This window comes from Kocuria sp. NPDC057446 (assembly GCF_042802875.1).
Classification (GTDB): domain Bacteria; phylum Actinomycetota; class Actinomycetes; order Actinomycetales; family Micrococcaceae; genus Kocuria.
In genome coordinates this window covers 1-17,382 of sequence record NZ_JBHVDI010000074.1, presented here as the reverse complement: position 1 = coordinate 17,382, position 17,382 = coordinate 1, and the positions used below count along the sequence as shown (strand labels likewise).

At 73.5% G+C, this 17,382-nt stretch carries 13 protein-coding genes; 8 read left to right on the top strand and 5 right to left on the bottom strand.

The features are described 5' to 3' along the window. The 3 genes from ACFU0Y_RS10525 to ACFU0Y_RS10515 all read left to right on the top strand — a co-directional run. Positions 1 to 1,633 (top strand): ABC transporter permease (locus tag ACFU0Y_RS10525; protein WP_380214447.1); only part of this gene is annotated, 1,633 nt, incomplete at its 5' end. Then, positions 1,630 to 2,814, top strand: a complete 1,185-nt coding sequence (locus ACFU0Y_RS10520) for an ABC transporter ATP-binding protein (RefSeq protein WP_380214446.1) — start codon at positions 1,630 to 1,632, stop codon at positions 2,812 to 2,814. The genes ACFU0Y_RS10525 and ACFU0Y_RS10520, both read left to right, overlap by 4 nt. Positions 2,815 to 2,837: 23 nt before the next feature. Continuing rightward, on the top strand, positions 2,838 to 5,381 hold the full coding sequence (locus tag ACFU0Y_RS10515) for an AMP-binding protein (RefSeq protein WP_380214445.1): 2,544 nt from the start codon (positions 2,838 to 2,840) through the stop codon (positions 5,379 to 5,381). Here the strand turns inward: ACFU0Y_RS10515 and ACFU0Y_RS10510 are convergent. The 5 genes from ACFU0Y_RS10510 to ACFU0Y_RS10490 all read right to left on the bottom strand — a co-directional run bounded on the left by ACFU0Y_RS10510 (position 5,362) and on the right by ACFU0Y_RS10490 (position 11,572). Next, positions 5,362 to 6,483 carry a hypothetical protein gene (locus ACFU0Y_RS10510; protein ID WP_380214444.1) on the bottom strand — a complete coding sequence of 374 codons (1,122 nt, stop codon included), beginning with the start codon at positions 6,481 to 6,483 and terminating at the stop codon, positions 5,362 to 5,364. The two genes, ACFU0Y_RS10515 and ACFU0Y_RS10510, sit on opposite strands and share 20 nt — an antisense overlap. A 115-nt stretch (positions 6,484 to 6,598) precedes the next feature. Continuing rightward, entirely contained in the window at positions 6,599 to 7,612 is a 1,014-nt protein-coding gene (locus tag ACFU0Y_RS10505) for an ABC transporter permease subunit (RefSeq protein ID WP_380214443.1), read from the bottom strand. Beyond that, complete coding sequence (locus ACFU0Y_RS10500; RefSeq protein ID WP_380214442.1) at positions 7,609 to 8,574, bottom strand: ABC transporter ATP-binding protein; 966 nt, start codon at positions 8,572 to 8,574, stop codon at positions 7,609 to 7,611. The genes ACFU0Y_RS10505 and ACFU0Y_RS10500 overlap by 4 nt, the downstream gene beginning before the upstream one ends. Positions 8,575 to 8,730: 156 nt before the next feature. Further along, positions 8,731 to 9,960 carry a glycosyltransferase 87 family protein gene (locus ACFU0Y_RS10495; protein WP_380214441.1) on the bottom strand — a complete coding sequence of 410 codons (1,230 nt, stop codon included), beginning with the start codon at positions 9,958 to 9,960 and terminating at the stop codon, positions 8,731 to 8,733. Between the two features lie 199 nt (positions 9,961 to 10,159). Then, positions 10,160 to 11,572: a CCA tRNA nucleotidyltransferase gene (locus ACFU0Y_RS10490; RefSeq protein WP_380214440.1), complete on the bottom strand. Its 1,413-nt coding sequence runs from the start codon at positions 11,570 to 11,572 to the stop codon at positions 10,160 to 10,162. A gap of 135 nt (positions 11,573 to 11,707) precedes the next feature. On the opposite strand from ACFU0Y_RS10490, the gene ACFU0Y_RS10485 reads away from it, so the two are divergent. From ACFU0Y_RS10485 to trxA, 5 genes are all read left to right on the top strand, one after another. After that, a complete protein-coding gene (locus tag ACFU0Y_RS10485; RefSeq protein ID WP_380214439.1) occupies positions 11,708 to 12,208 on the top strand; it encodes an NUDIX domain-containing protein in 501 nt (166 codons plus the stop codon). Between the two features lie 142 nt (positions 12,209 to 12,350). Next, positions 12,351 to 13,973 carry a murein biosynthesis integral membrane protein MurJ gene (gene murJ / locus ACFU0Y_RS10480; RefSeq protein ID WP_380214448.1) on the top strand — a complete coding sequence of 541 codons (1,623 nt, stop codon included), beginning with the start codon at positions 12,351 to 12,353 and terminating at the stop codon, positions 13,971 to 13,973. A gap of 236 nt (positions 13,974 to 14,209) precedes the next feature. After that, positions 14,210 to 15,691 carry a hypothetical protein gene (locus tag ACFU0Y_RS10475; RefSeq protein ID WP_380214438.1) on the top strand — a complete coding sequence of 494 codons (1,482 nt, stop codon included), beginning with the start codon at positions 14,210 to 14,212 and terminating at the stop codon, positions 15,689 to 15,691. Between the two features lie 132 nt (positions 15,692 to 15,823). Further along, on the top strand, positions 15,824 to 16,855 hold the full coding sequence (trxB, locus tag ACFU0Y_RS10470) for a thioredoxin-disulfide reductase (RefSeq protein ID WP_380214437.1): 1,032 nt from the start codon (positions 15,824 to 15,826) through the stop codon (positions 16,853 to 16,855). Between the two features lie 138 nt (positions 16,856 to 16,993). Next, positions 16,994 to 17,329: a thioredoxin gene (gene trxA / locus ACFU0Y_RS10465; protein WP_380214436.1), complete on the top strand. Its 336-nt coding sequence runs from the start codon at positions 16,994 to 16,996 to the stop codon at positions 17,327 to 17,329. The last annotated feature ends 53 nt before the right edge of the window (positions 17,330 to 17,382 follow it).

Sequence of the window (17,382 nt, the reverse complement as noted above, 5' to 3'; positions counted from 1 at the left end):
GCCCGGCTCGGGGCGCCCGGCGTGGTCGGCGCTCGTCGTCCTCGTCGCCGTGCTGGTGGCCACCCCGGTCCTGGCGGTGGTGGTGGACGGCCTGGGCAGCCTGGGCACGGCCACCCCGCCGCGCGACCTGGGCCGGATGGTGCTCACCACGCTCCTGCTGATGCTGGGCGTGGGCGCCGGCACCCTCGTGGTGGGCGGCGGGCTCGCATGGCTCGTGACCGCCTTCCGCTTCCCTCTCCGGGACGTCCTCGTCTGGCTGCTGGTCCTGCCCCTCGCCATGCCGGCCTACATCCTCGGCTTCGTGTTCCTCTCCGTCTTCGACGTGGCCGGGCCGGTGCAGGGGGCCCTGCGCTCCGTCCTGGGGCCGGGCGTGTGGGTGCCCGAGGTCCGTTCCCTGCCCGCCGCCGTGCTCGTGATGTCCCTGACCCTCTACCCGTACGTCTACCTCCTGGCCCGCTCCGCGCTGGTCGAGCAGACGACCGGCACCTACGACGCCGCCCGGACCCTCGGCGCCGGCCGAGGACGCGCGCTCCGGCGGGTCCTGATCCCGCTGGCCCGGCCCTCGCTGGCGGCGGGACTGGCGCTCGTGATGATGGAGACGCTCACCGACTTCGCCACGGTGCAGTACTTCAACGTGCAGACGGTCTCCGTGGGGGTCTACCTGGTCTGGAAGGGCACCTTCGACTTCCACGCCGCCACCCAGCTCGCCGTGCTCGTGCTGCTGTTCGCCGTGGCCGTGCTGACCGGCGAACGGCTGCTCCGGGGCCGGGCCCGCTTCCACCAGCGGGGCGGACGGGGCCAGGGCCTGCAGCCCCGGCGGCTCACCGGCTGGCGCTCCTGGGGTGCCACGCTGCTCGCCCTCTCCGCCCTCTCCGCCGGCTTCATCGTGCCCGTGCTGCAGCTGCTGGTGTGGGCCGTCGGGGAGGCCGTCGGCAATCCCGGCTCCCTCTCGGACCCGCGCTTCGCCCAGTACCTGGGCAACAGTCTCGTGGTCGCCGGGATCGCCGCTCTGGCCTGCGTGACGCTCTCGCTCGCCGTCGCCCACGGGGTGCGGATGGGCGGCGGCCGGACGGTGGCCTTCGCGGCGCAGCTCACGACCTTCGGCTACGCCGTCCCCGGGGCCGTGGTGGGCATCGGCGTCCTCATCGCCTTCGCCGGGCTGGACACGGCGCTGGAACGGGCGGGCGTGCCCGGGGGCACGGGGCTGCTGGTGACGGGGTCGGTGCTCGGCATCCTCTACGCCTACGTGATCCGCTTCCTCGCCCCGGCCTACCAGGCCGTGGACGCGAGCCTCGCCAAGATCTCCCCCACCGTCACCTTCTCCGCGCAGAGCCTCGGCGCCTCACCGCTCCGCGTGCTCACCCGGGTGCACCTGCCCATCGCCCGCCCGGGGGTGGCCACGGCCCTCGTCCTCGTCATGATCGACGCCGTCAAGGAGCTGCCCATCGTGCTGCTGCTGCGCCCGTTCGGGTTCACCACGGCCTCCGTGTGGGTCTACGAGCTGGCGCGCGAGAACTTCTGGGAGAAGGCGGCCCTGCCGGCGCTCGTGATCGTGGCGGCGGCGGTCGTGCCCGTGTTCGTCCTCGTCCGGCAGGCCCACCGCGCGGAGCGACAGGGAAGGGTGTCCCCATGACGGCGCAGATCGCGAGCAATCCGACCGTGTCCGGCGGCGGGGAGACCGCGCCCGCCCTCGTCCTCGAGGGGGTGGACAAGCACTACGGGGCCTCCGTGGGAGTCAGTGGACTGGAGCTGACGGTCCCGCCCGGCGAGCTGGTGACCCTCATCGGCCCCTCGGGCTGCGGCAAGTCCACCACGCTGCGCCTCGTCGCCGGTCTCGAACGGCCGGACGAGGGCACGATCCGCATCGCCGGGGACGTGGTGGCGGACCGGCGCCGGTTCCAGGAGCCGGAACGCCGGCGCGTGGGACTCGTCTTCCAGGACCACGCCCTGTTCCCGCACCTGACGGTCGCCAAGAACGTGGCCTTCGGCCTGGACCGGCTCCCGCGCGCCGGTCGGCGGGCCCGTGTGGGTGAGGTCCTCGAGCTCGTGCGGCTGGGACACCTGGCCCACCGCTATCCCCACGAGCTCTCCGGAGGCGAGCAGCAGCGCGTGGCCCTGGCACGGGCGCTGGCCCCCCGCCCCGCCGTCGTGCTCCTCGACGAGCCGTTCTCCAGTCTGGACGAGTCGCTGCGGGCGCAGGTGCGCCGCGACACCGTGGCCACGCTGCGCGAGACCGGCACCACCGCCGTGCTGGTCACCCACGACCAGACGGAGGCCCTCTCGATCGGCCACCGCGTGGTGGTCATGCACAACGGGGTCATCGAGCAGTCCGACACCCCGGAACAGGTCTTCGAGCAGCCCGCCACCCGGTTCGTGGCGTCCTTCATGGGAGACGCCGACTTCCTGCCCGCCCGCGTCCACCGTGCGCTGCTCACGTGCGAGATCGGCATCGTCTCCACCGTGCCGGGATGGGCGCACAGTGACGTCGACGTCGACGTCGTGCTGCGGCCCCACGAGGTGGCGCTGGCCCCGGACCCCGCTTCCAGCGCCCGGGTCAGCGCGATCGAGTACCACGGCGCGTTCGTGCTGCACCACGTCCGGCTGGCCTCCGGCCGCTCCCTGCGCTCCTGGCAGCCGCACAACGTCCGCCACCCCGTGGGGACCCCCGTCGCCGTGACGGTCACGGCCGGGACCACCCCCACGCTGCTCGTCGACGACCGGGCCGTCACCGCCCCGCCCCCGCGGTCCGCCGACGGGACGTCGAACCGGCGATCCCGCATGTCGGACGAATTAGGCAAGACTTTCCTTCGCTAAAGATTCTCTCTAACGTAGTGCGGGTGAGTCTTCAACCTGACCTTGCCCGGGTCGCCTTCGCCGCCGATCTCGCCCGCCACGGGGACCGCCCCGCCGTCCTCACGGGCGACCACGTCCTGACCTACCGAGAACTGGCGGCCCGGGTCGAGGACCTGGCCGCGCGTCTCGGCACGGAGCGCCGGCTGGCCGTGCTCGCCGCCTCCAACGACGTCGACTCCCTCGTCGCCTACCTCGCGGCCCTCACGGCCGGTCACCCGCTCCTGCTGGTCCCGGCGGACAAGCCGGCCGCCGTCGAGTCGCTGGTGACGGCCTACGACCCCGACGTCCTGCTGCGGAGCACCGGGAACGGGACGCCCGTCCTGGAGGAGCGGCGCCCGGGCACACGGCACGAGCTGCATCCGGACCTGGCCCTGCTGCTGAGCACCTCCGGCTCGACCGGTTCGCCGAAACTCGTGCGGCTCTCGCACGAGAACCTTGTCTCCAACGCGGAGGCGATCGCCGAGTACCTCGGCATCGGCCCCGACGACCGCGCCGCGACCACGCTGCCGATGTCCTACTGCTACGGGCTGTCGGTGCTCAACAGCCACCTCTGCCGGGGTGCAGCGGTGGTGCTGACGGACCTCTCCGTGGTCGACCCCTGCTTCTGGGACCTCGTCCGCGCCCACCGCGCCACGTCCTTCGCGGCCGTGCCCTACACCTTCGAGCTGCTCGAGCGCGTCGGCTTCGGGACGATGGACCTGCCGCACCTGCGCTGCGTCACGCAGGCGGGTGGACGGCTCGCCCCGGAGAAGGTCCGGCAGTGGGCCGGAGCCGGCGAGCGGGCCGGCTGGGACCTGGTCGTGATGTACGGGGCCACGGAGGCCACCGCCCGGATGGCCTACCTGCCCCCCGGGCTGGCGGCCGAGCGGGCCGGCACGATCGGGGTGCCGATCCCGGGCGGGGAGTTCCGCATCGAGCCCGTGGACGGGCTCCCGGACGGCGAGCTCGTGTACAGCGGGCCCAACGTCATGCTCGGCTACGCGGAGCGCCCGGAGGACCTCGCCGCCGGGCGCACGGTCGAGGACCTGCGCACCGGGGACCTCGCCCGCCGCCACCCGGACGGGCTGTACGAGGTCGTCGGGCGGCGCAGCCGCTTCGTCAAGATCGTGGGCCTGCGCGTGGACCTCGGGCAGGTCGAACGGGTCCTCGCGGAGCTCGGCGTGGACGCGGCCGCCGCCGGCTCCGACGAGCGGCTGGTCGTGGCCGTCACGGGCGAGCAGGAGACGTCCCTGCTGTCGAAGGTCGTGGCCGAGAGCATCGGTCTGCCGCGCCCGGCGGTCGAGGTGCACGCGGTCGAGCAGCTGCCCCGTCTGGGCACGGGCAAGGTGGACTACCCGGCCGTCGCCGCCCTCGGCGCCGATCGCCCCGCCGCGGCACCCCCGGAACCCCGGGCGGAGGGACCCGAGGACGTCCGGCGGATCCTCGCCGAGGTGCTCGACCGTCCCGACGTCCGCGACGACGACACGTTCGTCTCCCTCGACGGGGACTCGCTGTCCTACGTGGCGGCCTCCGTCCGACTCGAGCAGGCCCTGGGGCACCTCCCCACGGACTGGCACCTCACCTCCGTCCGCGACCTGGCGGCCCGGGCCACCACCCGGCCGCGGCGGCTCGTGTCGTTCCTGGAGACCGGCATCGTGCTCCGCGCCGTCGCCATCGTGCTGATCGTGATGACGCACGTGGAGCTCTTCACGCTCCAGACCGCCCACGTGCTCTTCGCCGTGGCCGGCTACAACTTCGCCCGGTTCCAGCTCCACGGCGAACGGCTCCCGCGCCTGCGGCGCCAGCTGCGCAGCCTCGGACGGATCGTGGTGCCCTCCGCGGCGTTCATCCCCCTGGCGCACCTGCTCACCGACGACTACACCTGGGCCAACGTCTTCCTGCTCAACGGCATCGTGGGGCCGCAGCACCTGACGACCCAGTGGCACTTCTGGTTCGTGGAGATGCTCGTCTACGTGCTCGTGGCCGTCTCGGCGCTCATGGCGCTGCCGTGGGCGGACCGCGCCGAACGGCGCTTCCCGCTGGCGTTCCCGCTCGCACTGCTCGCGATCGGGCTGATCAGCCGGTACGACATCGTGGACCCGGGGCTGCCGAAGCCCGCACCGGTCTTCTGGCTCTTCGCGCTCGGCTGGGCCGCCGCCCGGACCCGGACGGTCCTGGAACGGTCCCTCGTCACCCTCCTGACCCTCCTGACGGTGCCGGGGTACTTCGACAGCACCGTCCGGGAGGTCACGGTGGTCATCGGTGTCCTGCTGCTGCTGTGGGTGACCGCGCTGCCCGTTCCGGCCGGCCTGCGGCGGGTTGCGGGATGGCTGGCCGCGGCCTCCCTGTACATCTACCTCACCCACTGGCTGGTCTATCCCGTGCTGCTGCCGCTCTCACCCGTCCTGGCCGTGGTCGCCTCCCTCGTCGCGGGGGTGGCCTACTGGGTGCTGGCGGACCGGGTGCTGGGTGGTCTCCGGCGCGCGTCCGCACGCACGGCGGCGCACGCCGGGGCGACACCGCCCGCGACTACTCCAGGCCCACGCTGATCTCGGCGCTCTGGCCCGTGGAGCGCACGGTGGCGCGGACGGGGAACTCGATCCGCTCCGTGACGGTCTCCCCGTCCTCCTCGTAGCTCAGCCGCGCCTCCGCGGGCCGGTGCGGGTCGGCCGTCCAGCGCAGCGGGTCCGCCGGGTCCGGGACCAGGACCAGGGCGGGCCGGGAGACCAGCCGCCACCGGACGCCGGTGAGCTCGGGCTCCGGCGCCCCGGTGACCGCCGCGGACGGTTCCAGCGGCTCCTGCGGGGACGCCCAGCGGCGGGACGAGGGGCACTCCTCGGAGGACAGCTCCTCCGACGCCATGCAGTCCTCCAGCCACGCCTCGATCCGGTCGTCGACCTCCTGCCACATCCTCGGGGAGGGCTCGATCCGCAGCGCCACCGTGGCCGGTGGCGGATCCCGGAACGCCACGGTGTGCGACACCAGGGGCGGGTCCACCGCGTAGTAGGAGCTCTCCGGCAGCCCGATCGCGTACTCCCCGGGCAGGGCCTCGTAGCGCCAGGTGCCGCCGGGGCCCTGCGGGTCCGGCACCCGCTCGTCCGCGTCCGGGCGGACGGTCTCCCCGTTGACGGAGAGCTCGTCGAGGGGCGCGGGCAGGTGGATCGAGAGGGTGGCCACGTCCGGGTCGTCGAGCAGCCACTGGTCGTTGAAGGGACCGCTGCGCCGCACCTGGTGCACGGGGTAGACGTGGACCTCCTCCCGCTCCCGGGCGCCGTCGGGCCCGTCCCACCACACGCGGGCCCGGATCTCGGCGCGGCTGCCGCTGCGGTCCACGCCCACGATCTCGTGGCCGCCGATCCGGCCCGCGGCGTTGCGGTACACCCGGTTCGAGAAGATGCTCAGGGTGGGGTCGGACACGACGGCCTCGGTGCGGGACAGCAGCTGCCGCGAGCGCCCGTTCTCGAGCCCGCCGAGCCAGGTGGCCACCGGGTCCTGCGGCTCGCGGTCGACGAAGACCCAGTTGACCACGGAGCTGAACACGCTCACGAGCACCACCACGACCGTCAGCCAGTGCAGCAGGGCCCGCCGCAGGCCCCGGGCGTCGACCGCGGAGAGGGCCTGGCCGGCCTCCCGCTCGCGTGACACCGACACCGCAGCTCCCGTTCCCCAGGGGTCCGTCCGGCACTCGGCCCGGACGGTGCGGGCCGCGTCCCGGCCCACCAGCTCACATCGTAGGGCCGGCGCCGCGGACGGGACGGAAGAACCGCTAGAGCGCGCGCCTCCGCGTGGCCAGGATCCCGGCCGCCACGAGCACCAGGCCCCAGGCCCCGTAGACGAGGCCGGACTCCACGTGGGTGAGCACCGGGTCGGCGGACTGGTACATCGTGGTCAGCTGGGTGCCGGCCGCCCCCGGGGAGTACGGCTTGACGTCCTCGAGCCACTCGAAGGACAGCGCGAACAGCACGATCTCCAGGACCATCACCAGCACCACGAGCACCACGATCCCCCACGTGGTGGACTTCAGCAGGGCCCCGAGCCCGAAGCCCAGCCACGCGGTGACCATGTAGAAGACACCCACCGCCAGGACGTTGAGCAGGACGGGCTCCTGCCACACGTCGTAGCCGAGGTCCCCGCCCGCCAGGACCGGCTGGACGACGAGGTGGCACAGGAGCCCGCTGAGCACTCCGAAGAGGAACCCGACCACGGAGAGCACCACGGTCTTGGCGAGCATCACCGGGGTGCGCCGCGGCACCGCCGTCATGGTGGTGCGGATGGCGCCGGTGGCGTACTCGGAGCCGATGAACAGCACGGCCAGCGCTCCCAGGAGCAGCATGACGAGCTGCAGGCCGCTGTTGGCGCTGGTCATGGCCAGGTACTCGCTGAAGCCCATCCCGTCCGGCAGGGCGATGTCGGACTGCGCGGCGATCTGCTGGTCCGACTCGGCGGCGAACGCGTCCTGCTGCTGCTGGACCTCCTCCTCGGTGAGCCCGAGCTCCTCCGGGGACCGTCCGTCCAGCGACTCGTCGACCTGCTCCTGCGCGGCCTGCTCGTTGAAGCTCTGCAGCGACGTGGTGCTCCAGGCGCCCAGCGCCGCGAAGCCGAGGGAGAGCAGCAGGGCCACGCCGAGCAGGATCCAGTGCGAGCGCAGGGAGCGGAACTTGATCCACTCGGAGTGCAGGACCCGGCCGAAGCCCAGCCGCACCCGGGACGGGGCGGACGGTCCGGTGGGGTCCGGGGCGCCGGTCTGCGGGCGCGGGGCGGTCGAGGTGTCGGTGCTCATGCTCGGTCTCCGGTTCGTGCGGCGGCGTCCGCCCAGGGCGCCGGGTCGGTCGGTGCGGGAGCGCCGCCGGAGCGGTACTCGACCTCGTTCTGGGTCATGGCCATGTACACGTCCTCGAGGGTCTCCGTGAGCGGCGTGAGCTCGTGGACCAGGACCCCGTGGGAGAGCGCGGCCTCGGCGATGCGCCGCGGCTCCGGCCCCGTGACCAGCAGCCCGTCGTCGTCGAACTCCGTGATGCCGGCGTCCGTGCCCTCCAGGGCGCGGCGCAGGGCCTCCCGGTCGGTGGTGCGCAGCCGGGTGCGCGTGCGGCCCCCGGCCAGGATCTCCTGGATGGGCGCGTCCGCGAGGATCCGGCCCCGGCCGATCACCACGAGGTGGTCGGCGGTCTGGGCCATCTCCGACATCAGGTGGGAGGACAGGAAGACCGTGCGGCCCTCCGAGGCGAGGTACTTGGCGAGGTGGCGCACCCAGACGACGCCCTCGGGGTCCAGGCCGTTGACGGGCTCGTCGAGGACCACGGTGTGCGGGTCGCCGATCAGCGCCGCGGCGATGCCGAGGCGCTGGCCCATGCCCAGGGAGAACCCGCCCACCCGCTTGTCGGCGGCGGCCCCGAGCCCGGTGAGCTCCACGACCTCCTGGACGCGGGACCTCGGGATGCCGTGGGTCGCGGCGAGCGCGGCGAGGTGCGCCCGCGCGGTGCGACGGGGGTGGACGGCCTTCGCGTCCAGCAGCACCCCGACCTCGGCGAGCGGCGCCCGGTGCTGCGCGTACGGCTTCCCGTTGACGCGCGTGTGGCCCCGGGTCGCGGACTCCAGCCCGACGACGAGGCGCATCGTGGTCGACTTGCCGGCCCCGTTGGGCCCCAGGAAGCCGGTGACCCTGCCGGGGCGGACGGTGAAGCTGACGTCGTCCACCGCCGTCTTGCCGCCGTAGGTCTTCGTCAGGTTCTCGATCTCGATCACCGGCGCTCCTCCCGAGCACTCGTCAGTTCTTCTCCGGCGTCGTTGCTCGCCACCGACCAACCTACGGGAGCGCCGGCGGGGGGCGGCACCGCCGTCAGGATGATCCCGCCCGGGCGTGTTGCCGCCCGCCTCCCCCTCCCGGCGGAGCCGGGGCGCTCAGCCGGACTCGGACAGGCCGATCCCCCGGGCCCGGCCGCCCCGCAGGACGTCGACGGCGACCGCGACCACCAGGAGCGCGAGGAGCAGCACCCGCACCGCGGCGAGCAGGTCCTGGGCGTCCCAGCCGACCGCGCCCAGCCCCGGCAGCACCGGCCAGGACGGCTCCGGCAGGACCAGGGTGGTCCACCACAGCACCTCGACGAGCTGCCAGACGGCGAACTCGGGCCACCGGCGCCGGCTGAGCACCACGAGGGGCGCCAGCCAGAGCGCGTGGACGAGCGAGTAGGCCGGGCCGGCGAGCACGAGCACGGCGAGCAGCAGGAACGAGATCTGGACGACGCTGGGCTCCTGCCGGGTGAGCAGGGTCAGCACGAGCACCGCCACGAGGCCCAGCACGAGGGCGAGGAGCACCCACTCCCCCGCCGGGGCCGGGCCCGAGCCCGTGCGCGCCTGCTCGGTCCGAGCCCAGACGCCCCAGAGGGAGGAGCCCGCCGCGGGACCGCCCCACGGCGTGCCGAGCTGCTCGGCCCACCGGTCCCGGTCCGCGAGCAGGAACGGCCCGTTGACCAGCGTCCAGGTCAGCACCGTCCCGGCCAGGACCACCGCCACGTCCCGGAACTGCCGGTACCGCACGCCCAGCAGCAGCACGGCCAGGAGGACCACCAGGGGGAACAGCGCCACGGACGCCGCGAGGCCCAGGAGGATTCCCGCCGGCACGGGGCTGCCCCGGACGTGGAGCAGCAGCGCCAGCACCATCAGCAGCACGGCCCACAGGTCCCACGTGCCGAAGCCCACCAGGACGGCCACCGGCGCGAGCGCCAGCACGAACGCGTCCGCCCCGCGCCGCCCGGAGAGCGCGGAGACCGCGGCCACCGTGCCGATCCACGCCCCGGCCAGCAGCAGCACGGAGAGGTCGGCCACCACGGCCGGGTCCGCGCCCGCCCCGGACGGTGCGGAGAGCCCGGCCGCGAGCCGGCCGAGCACCGTGGTGACCATCCCGACCAGGGCGGGCTGGTCCCCCGCGGGCCCGCCCGTGAGGAAGCCGCCCGCCGCGGACGCCTCGCCGGGCACGATCTCCGTGGCGCACAGCGCGGGCAGGCTCTCGGCGGCGCCCCACCCGGGCACCCGGCACGGCAGCCGCAGCAGCCAGGCCGTCATCACCGCGTAGAGGCTCAGGCCCACCAGCAGTGCCCGGTGAGCGTTCCGGGATCCGGCCGGCGGGCTCACGGCGCAGCTGCCCGTCCGCGCAGCCCGTCCGATGCGAGGAGCACCGCATCGACTCCACCGCATATGTCGCCATCGGCATGCATCGGGGCGCGGCGATCAGGGGCGTGCGTCCGAGCACCGGCGCCGTTCCGGGAGTCGGCCGGGTGCACCGCGGGACGCGCCGCGAGCGGGGCGACCGTGCCGGCGCCGGCCCGCGCGCTCACAGGCTGTCCGCGGCCCAGGCCCGCAGCCGCCGCTCGGCCTCCTCCGGCCCCAGCTCCCCCTCGTCCAGGCGCAGGTCGAGCAGGAACTTGTACGCCCGCCCCACCGCCGGCCCCGGCGGGATGCCGAGGACCGCCATGATCCGCTCGCCGTCCAGCTCCGGCCGGACCGCGTCCAGCTCCTCGCGCGCGGAGAGCTCCTCGATCCGCGCCTCGAGGTCGTCGTAGGCGGCGGCCAGCCGGGCCACCTTCCGCCGGTTCCGGGACGTCACGTCCGCCCGCGTGAGCCGGTGCAGCCGCTGCAGGCACTCCCCGGCGTCCCGGACGTAGCGGCGCACGGCGGAGTCGGTCCACTCGGCGTCCCCGTAGCCGTAGAAGCGCATGTGCAGCTCCACCAGCCGGCCGACCGTCCGGATCGTGTCGTTGTCGAAGCGCAGGGCCCGCATCCGCTTGGCGGTGAGCTTGGCGCCCACCACCTCGTGGTGGCGGAAGCTCACCGCACCGGAGTCCTCGAAGCGCCGGGTGGCGGGCTTGCCCACGTCGTGCATGAGCGCGGCGAAGCGCAGGGCGAAGTCGGGCCCGGGCACGGGGCCCTCCGGACCGGACTCCAGGGCCGCCGCCTGCTCCATGACGGTCAGGGAGTGCTGGTAGACGTCCTTGTGCCGGTGGTGCTCGTCCGTCTCCAGCTGGAGCGCGGGCACCTCGGGCAGCACGAACCCGGCGAGCCCGGTGCTCACCAGCAGGTCGACGCCCCGGCGGGGACGGCGCCCGCAGACCAGCTTGACGAGCTCGTCCCGCACCCGCTCGGCCGAGACGATCGCGATCCGCTCCGCCATGCCGGTCATGGCGGCCTGGACCTCCGGGGCCACCTCGACGTCCAGCTGGGACGCGAAGCGCGCGGCGCGCATCATGCGCAGGGGGTCGTCCGAGAAGGAGTCCTCCGGGGCGCCCGGGGTGCGCAGGGACCGGGCGTGCAGGTCCTGGATCCCGCCGTGCGGGTCCACGAGCTCCAGGCCGGGCAGCCGCAGCGCCATGGCGTTGATGGTGAAGTCGCGGCGGAACAGGTCGTCCTCGAGCGAGTCGCCGAAGGCCACCTGCGGCTTGCGGGAGTCGGCGTCGTAGGCCTCGGCGCGGTACGTGGTGACCTCCAGCTGGACGTCGCCGCGGCGCATCCCGATGGTCCCGAACGCGCGGCCGATCTCCCACACCGCGTCCGCCCACCCCGAGACCACGGCGAGCGTCTCGTCCGGCGTCGCGTCGGTGGTGAAGTCCAGGTCCAGGGCGGGCCGGCCGAGGAAGAGGTCCCGCACGGGACCGCCCACGAGGGAGAGCTCGTGGCCGGCGGCGGAGAACCGCCGCCCCAGGTCGAGGGCGGCGGGGTGGATCGCGGAGGCGTCGGGGAGCTGCGTCATGGTGCCGCCCATTGTTCCAGACCCCGGGTGCGGACCCGGGCGCTGACCCGGCCGCGGCGGCCCCGCCCGGACGGGCCGCCGGAGCCCCTTCCGGGCTCCGGCCGGAGCCCGCGCGATTGTGGCAAGGTAGGAGACATGGCTTTCCCCGTCCCCAGCGCACCGAAGAAGCGGCCGACCGCGCCGGCCGCTGCGCTGCCCACGGTCGAGGAAGTCTCCGCCGGGGGGATCGTCGTGGACCTCGGCGCACCCGCCCACCCGGTGGCCATCATCGCCCGGATCAACCGGGGCGGACGCCTCGAGTGGTGCCTGCCCAAGGGCCACCCCGAGGGCGAGGAGACCAACGAGGAAGCCGCGATCCGCGAGATCGAGGAGGAGACCGGCATCGCCGGAGAGGTGCTGAGCCCGCTGGGCAGCATCGACTACTGGTTCACGGTCTCCGGCCACCGCGTGCACAAGACGGTGCACCACTTCCTGCTGCGCGCCACGGGCGGCCACCTCACCACGGACAACGACCCCGACCACGAGGCGGTCGACGTCGCCTGGGTGAACATCGACGACCTCGGCCGGAAACTGTCCTTCCCCAACGAACGGCGCATCGCCGACATCGCCCGTGAATACATCATCCACCAGCTCTGAGGCCCCCGGCTCCGGGGACGGCGCCGGGGACACCCCGGGGGCGACGGCCGGCACCGCGTCCGCCCCGGGCACGGGCCCCGTCCCCGGAACAGCCCCCGCCGCGGGGGTGGTGCGCCGCTCGGGCGCGGCCTCCAGCGCCATCATGGCCTCCGGCACCCTCGTCTCCCGCGCGCTCGGGTTCGTCAAGACGGTCCTCATCACGGTGGCCATCGGCTCCGTCACGACCGTCTCCGACGTCTTCGAGCTCGCGAACACCCTGCCGAACCTGATCTACGTCCTCGTGGCCGGCGGCATCTTCAATGCCGTCCTGGTGCCCCAGATCATCAAGGCCTCCAAGACCGCAGCCGACGGCGGGGCCGACTACATCTCCCGCCTGCTCACCCTCGCCGTGCTCGCCCTGCTGGGCGTCACGGCGGTGGTGGTGCTGCTGGCCGGACCCATCGTGCGGACCATGGGCACCGACTGGACCGACGCGCAGCTCTCCCTCGGCCTGACCTTCGCGCTGTTCACCTTTCCGCAGATCTTCTTCTACGGCCTCTACACCGTGGTGGGACAGGTCCTCAACGCCCGCGGCGCCTTCGGCTGGTACATGTGGGCCCCGGTGGTCAACAACGTGGTGGCCATCGCGGCGCTGCTCGTGTTCGTCCAGCAGTTCGGGGCGTACGCCGAGACGGAGCACACCCTCGAGAACTGGTCCCCGGCCAAGACCTTCTGGCTGGCGGCCATGGCCACGGTGGGCGTCGCCACCCAGGCCCTCGTGCTGTTCTGGCCGCTGCGCCGGCTCGGGCTGGGGCTGCGGCCCACGTTCGGCTGGCGCGGCATCGGGCTGTCCACGGCGGCCCGGCTCGCCGGCTGGACGCTCGCCACCGGGGTCCTGGCCAACCTGGCGTTCCTGACCCTGACCAAGGTCGCCGCGATCCCCACCGGATACCGCCCCGAGTACCTCGCGATGGACCCGCCGCAGCAGATCGCGGGAGTCGCCGCGCTCAACCAGGCCTCGATGCTGTACTCCCTGCCCCACGGGGTGATCGGCCTGTCCATCGCCACGGTGCTGTTCAACCGGATGGCCGCGGCCTCGACCGACGGGGACCGGGCCGGCATGGTCGCCTCCCTGTCCTCGAGCCTGCGCATCACGGGCGTGGCCACGGTCTTCGCCACGGTCGCCCTCGTGGTCTTCGCCGGGCCCCTGGGCATGCTCTTCAGCGGCGGCGTCCCCTCCGCCGGGGCCGTGGTCGGCCAGGTGATCACGGTGATCGCGGTCGGCGCGCCCTTCATGTCCGTCTCCTTCATGCTCGGCCGGGCGTTCTACGCCCAGGAGGACGCCCGCACCCCGTTCCTGGTGCAGGTCGGCGTCGCCCTCTTCACGGTGGCCTCGGCCCTGCTGATCTGGTCCTTCGTCCCGCCGGACCTCATCGTCTTCGCGGTCGCCGCCTGCTACGCCGCCCAGAACGTCCTGAGCGCGCTGATCTACCACGTGGTCCTGGTCCGCCGGATCGGGGACTACGACGTGGCCCGGATCCTCGACTCCCACGCCCGGATCCTGGTGGCGTCCCTGCTCGCGGGCGGAGTGGGCGCCGTGGCCCTGTTCCTGCTCGGCGGCTACGACCCCGCCGGCTTCCCCTGGATCAACCAGCTGACCGCGATCGCCACCGTGGCCGTGGGCGGGACCGTGATGGGGATCGCCTACCTGGGCGCCCTGAAGCTCTGCCGCGTCCGGGAGCTCGACAGCCTGGTGCGCCCGCTCCTCGCCCGGCTCGGCCGCTGACCGCGCCGGCCGGGCCGCGCGGCCCGGACCCCGCGACCCTGACCGTCCGTCCAGGACCGTCGGTCCCGGTCGCGCGGACCGGCCGTGTGACACGGCTCTCGGCCGCCGGACGCCGGGACCGGTAAAGTGCTGAGTGGTCGGTGACGTGGGTCAGGAACACCCCTTCTGCCCCGCCGGCCACCCCCGCCCGCGAATTCCGGCCCCCGCCGCGGATTCCCGACCCCCAGGGAGCCAACGTGCCCGCACCGATGAAGCTCGGTTCCGTCCTCGGCGGCCGCTACAAGGTCGTCGCCGACGTGCTGGCCACCGCCGAGGGCGACCACGTGCTCGAGGGACAGGACCAGATCCTCGGCCGCCGCGTGTCGATCCTGCTGCCCGCCGAGCGGCACACGTCCCTGCTGGTGGAGAACGCCCGCTCGATGGCCAACGGCAGCATCGGCGCCCCCTTCCAGATCCTGGACCTCGGCCAGGCGGAGGCGCACACCTACCTGGTGACCTCGCACACCCCGGCCGCGGACATGCTGGACTCCCTGCTGGTGGAGCCGGACGACGTCGAGGACGAGTCCCTCAGCGACGACATCTTCGGCGCCCCGCGCGGCGGCGGCACCGGCTCCTACGTGTACGACGAGCCGGACCCCACCAGCCCCACGCCCGTGGTCGCGACCGAGGCCTCCGACGACCTCGGCGGCGCGGCCCCCCAGCCCAAGGTCACCCGGTGGCGGGACGACGACTCGTACGACGACGCCGCGCCCGCGCCCTCGGTGCGCACCCGTCTCGGCCGGCCCGTGCGGGTCAGCGCCACCTCGACCCGATCGACCCTCTTCGACCGCGCGGCGGCGAGCGGCACGGCGGCCGCGGCCGTCCGCACGGCCGGGACGGACATCGACCCGGGCTACGACGGCGACAACCGCTACGACAGCTACGACCGGTACGACGACTACACCTCCTACGACGACGGACGCCCGGGCGCTGCCGCCGGCCCGGAGGAGACCGTGACGGCCGCGCCGCCGCGGAAGCCCAAGGAGAAGAAGGAGAAGCAGGAGAAGGCCGCGGGCCCCCAGAAGGGCGGCAGAGGTCTTCTGCTGCTCCTCCTGCTGCTGCTGGCCCTGCTGATCGGCGCCGTGGTGTTCAGCTTCGACCGGCTCGGCGGGCTCTTCGCGGGGCCGGGCAGCCCGGAGCCGGCCGCGAGCGCGCCGGCCGAGGCGCCGGCCGACGAGGAGCAGGATCAGCCGAGCGCCGAGCCGGAGGCCCCGGCCCCCGCACCGGAGCCCCGCGCCGTCACCCGGGTGGTGCCCACCGACCCCGGCTTCATGGCCGATCAGGACGCGCAGCTGGGGCAGGCCGTGGACGGGAACCCGTCCACGTACTGGATCAGCTACGGGTTCTCCGACCAGGACTTCGGCAACCGGACGCCGAGCGTGGGGCTCGCGGTCGAGCTCGAGCAGCCCGCGCCGGTGGAGGCGCTGAGGCTCAGCCAGTCGGCCGGCTCGGGCGGGCTCTTCGACGTGTACGTCAACGACGCCCCGAGCCTGGACGGCGCCGAGCAGGTGGCCTCCGGCTCCTTCACCGGCCCGGAGATCACCGTGCCGCTCGCCGCGGCCGCCCAGGACGGGGAGCACGAGTACGTGATCGTGAACTGGACCCAGCTGCCGCAGCTGACGAACCCCATCGCCGGGTTCAACTACGGTCTGCGGGTCGGCGAGATCCAGCTCGACTGAGCTCTCCCCTCCCCCGCCGGGGCCGGTGCGGCGGGTCCGGCACCGGAATATCCGCCGCGCGCGCCCCGTTGTGCCAGTGGTCCCTGCGGTCGGCGTGCCCGGCCGCTCCCTGTACGGAAGGTCTGCAGAACAGTGAGCCCCGACTTCGGTCCCGTGATCAACGCCCTCAACCTCGTCCCCTCGACCGGCGAGCCGACGGCCACCGCGGACGACGAGACCGTCCACGAGGTCATCATCGTGGGCTCGGGCCCCGCGGGGTACACCGCGGCCGTCTACGCCGCGCGCGCCAACCTGCACCCCATCGTGTTCGCCGGGTCCGTGACCGCGGGCGGCGAGCTGATGAACACGACCGAGGTGGAGAACTACCCGGGGTTCATCGACGGCATCCAGGGTCCGGAGCTGATGTCCAACATGCAGCAGCAGGCGGAGCGCTTCGGCGCCGACATCCGCTACGAGGACGTCGTGGCCCTGCAGCTCGAGGGCGAGGTCAAGACCGTGACCCTCGAGGACGGCTCCGTGCACCGCGCCCACGCCGTGATCCTGGCGACCGGCTCCGCGTACCGGGAGCTCGGCCTGCCGGACGAGAAGCGGCTCTCCGGCCACGGGGTGAGCTGGTGCGCCACCTGCGACGGCTTCTTCTTCAAGGAGCAGCACATCGCGGTGGTGGGCGGCGGCGACTCCGCTCTCGAGGAGGCCACGTTCCTCTCCCGCTTCGCCTCCAAGGTCACGATCATCCACCGGCGGGACAGCTTCCGCGCGTCCGAGATCATGCAGCAGCGCGCCTTCGACGACCCCAAGATCGAGGTGCTGTGGAACGCCGAGGTCGTGGGCATCAACGGCGAGGAGAAGGTCCGCTCCGTCACCGTCCGGGACACGGAGTCCCGGCAGACCACGGAGCTGCCCGTGACGGGGCTGTTCGTGGCCATCGGCTCCGATCCGCGCACCGCGCTGGTGAAGGACCAGCTCGAGCTCACCGTGGACGGCACCATCGCGGTGGACGGCCGCAGCTCCACCACGAGCCTCGCCGGGGTCTTCGCCGCGGGCGACGTGGTGGACGCCACCTACCGCCAGGCGATCACGGCGGCGGGCTCCGGGTGCGTCGCCGCTGTCGACGCCGAGCACTACCTCGCCGCCCTGCACGACCGCTCCGTCGTGCACAGCTGAGCCGTCCCGGTCCGGGAGCCCGCCGGCGCCCTGACCGGCATGGGTCATAATCGACATCAGACCCGCCCCTCGCACGAGTTCCACCCAGAGCGGTCGGGGTACGCCCACCGCGTGCCCACCGCCAGGACAAGGAGAAACATGAGCGCCGCCAAGAACGTCACCGACGCCGACTTCCGCACGGAGGTCCTCGAGTCGGACAAGCCCGTCATCGTCGACTTCTGGGCCGAGTGGTGCGGTCCCTGCCGCATGGTCGGCCCGGTCCTCGACGCGATCGCCGCCGAGCACGCGGGCTCCGTGGAGGTCGTCAAGCTCAACGTCGACGAGAACCCCGCCGTGGCCTCCCAGTACGGCATCACGTCGATCCCGGCCATCTACCTCTTCTCCGGCGGCGAGGTGGTCAGGAAGGCCATCGGCGCGAAGCCGAAGAGCGCCCTCGAGAAGGAGTTCGCCGACTACCTCGTGGCCGGGAACTGAACGGTTGCGACCCCATCCGTGACACCTCTGGCTCGTCCGCCCCTCCCCCGCCG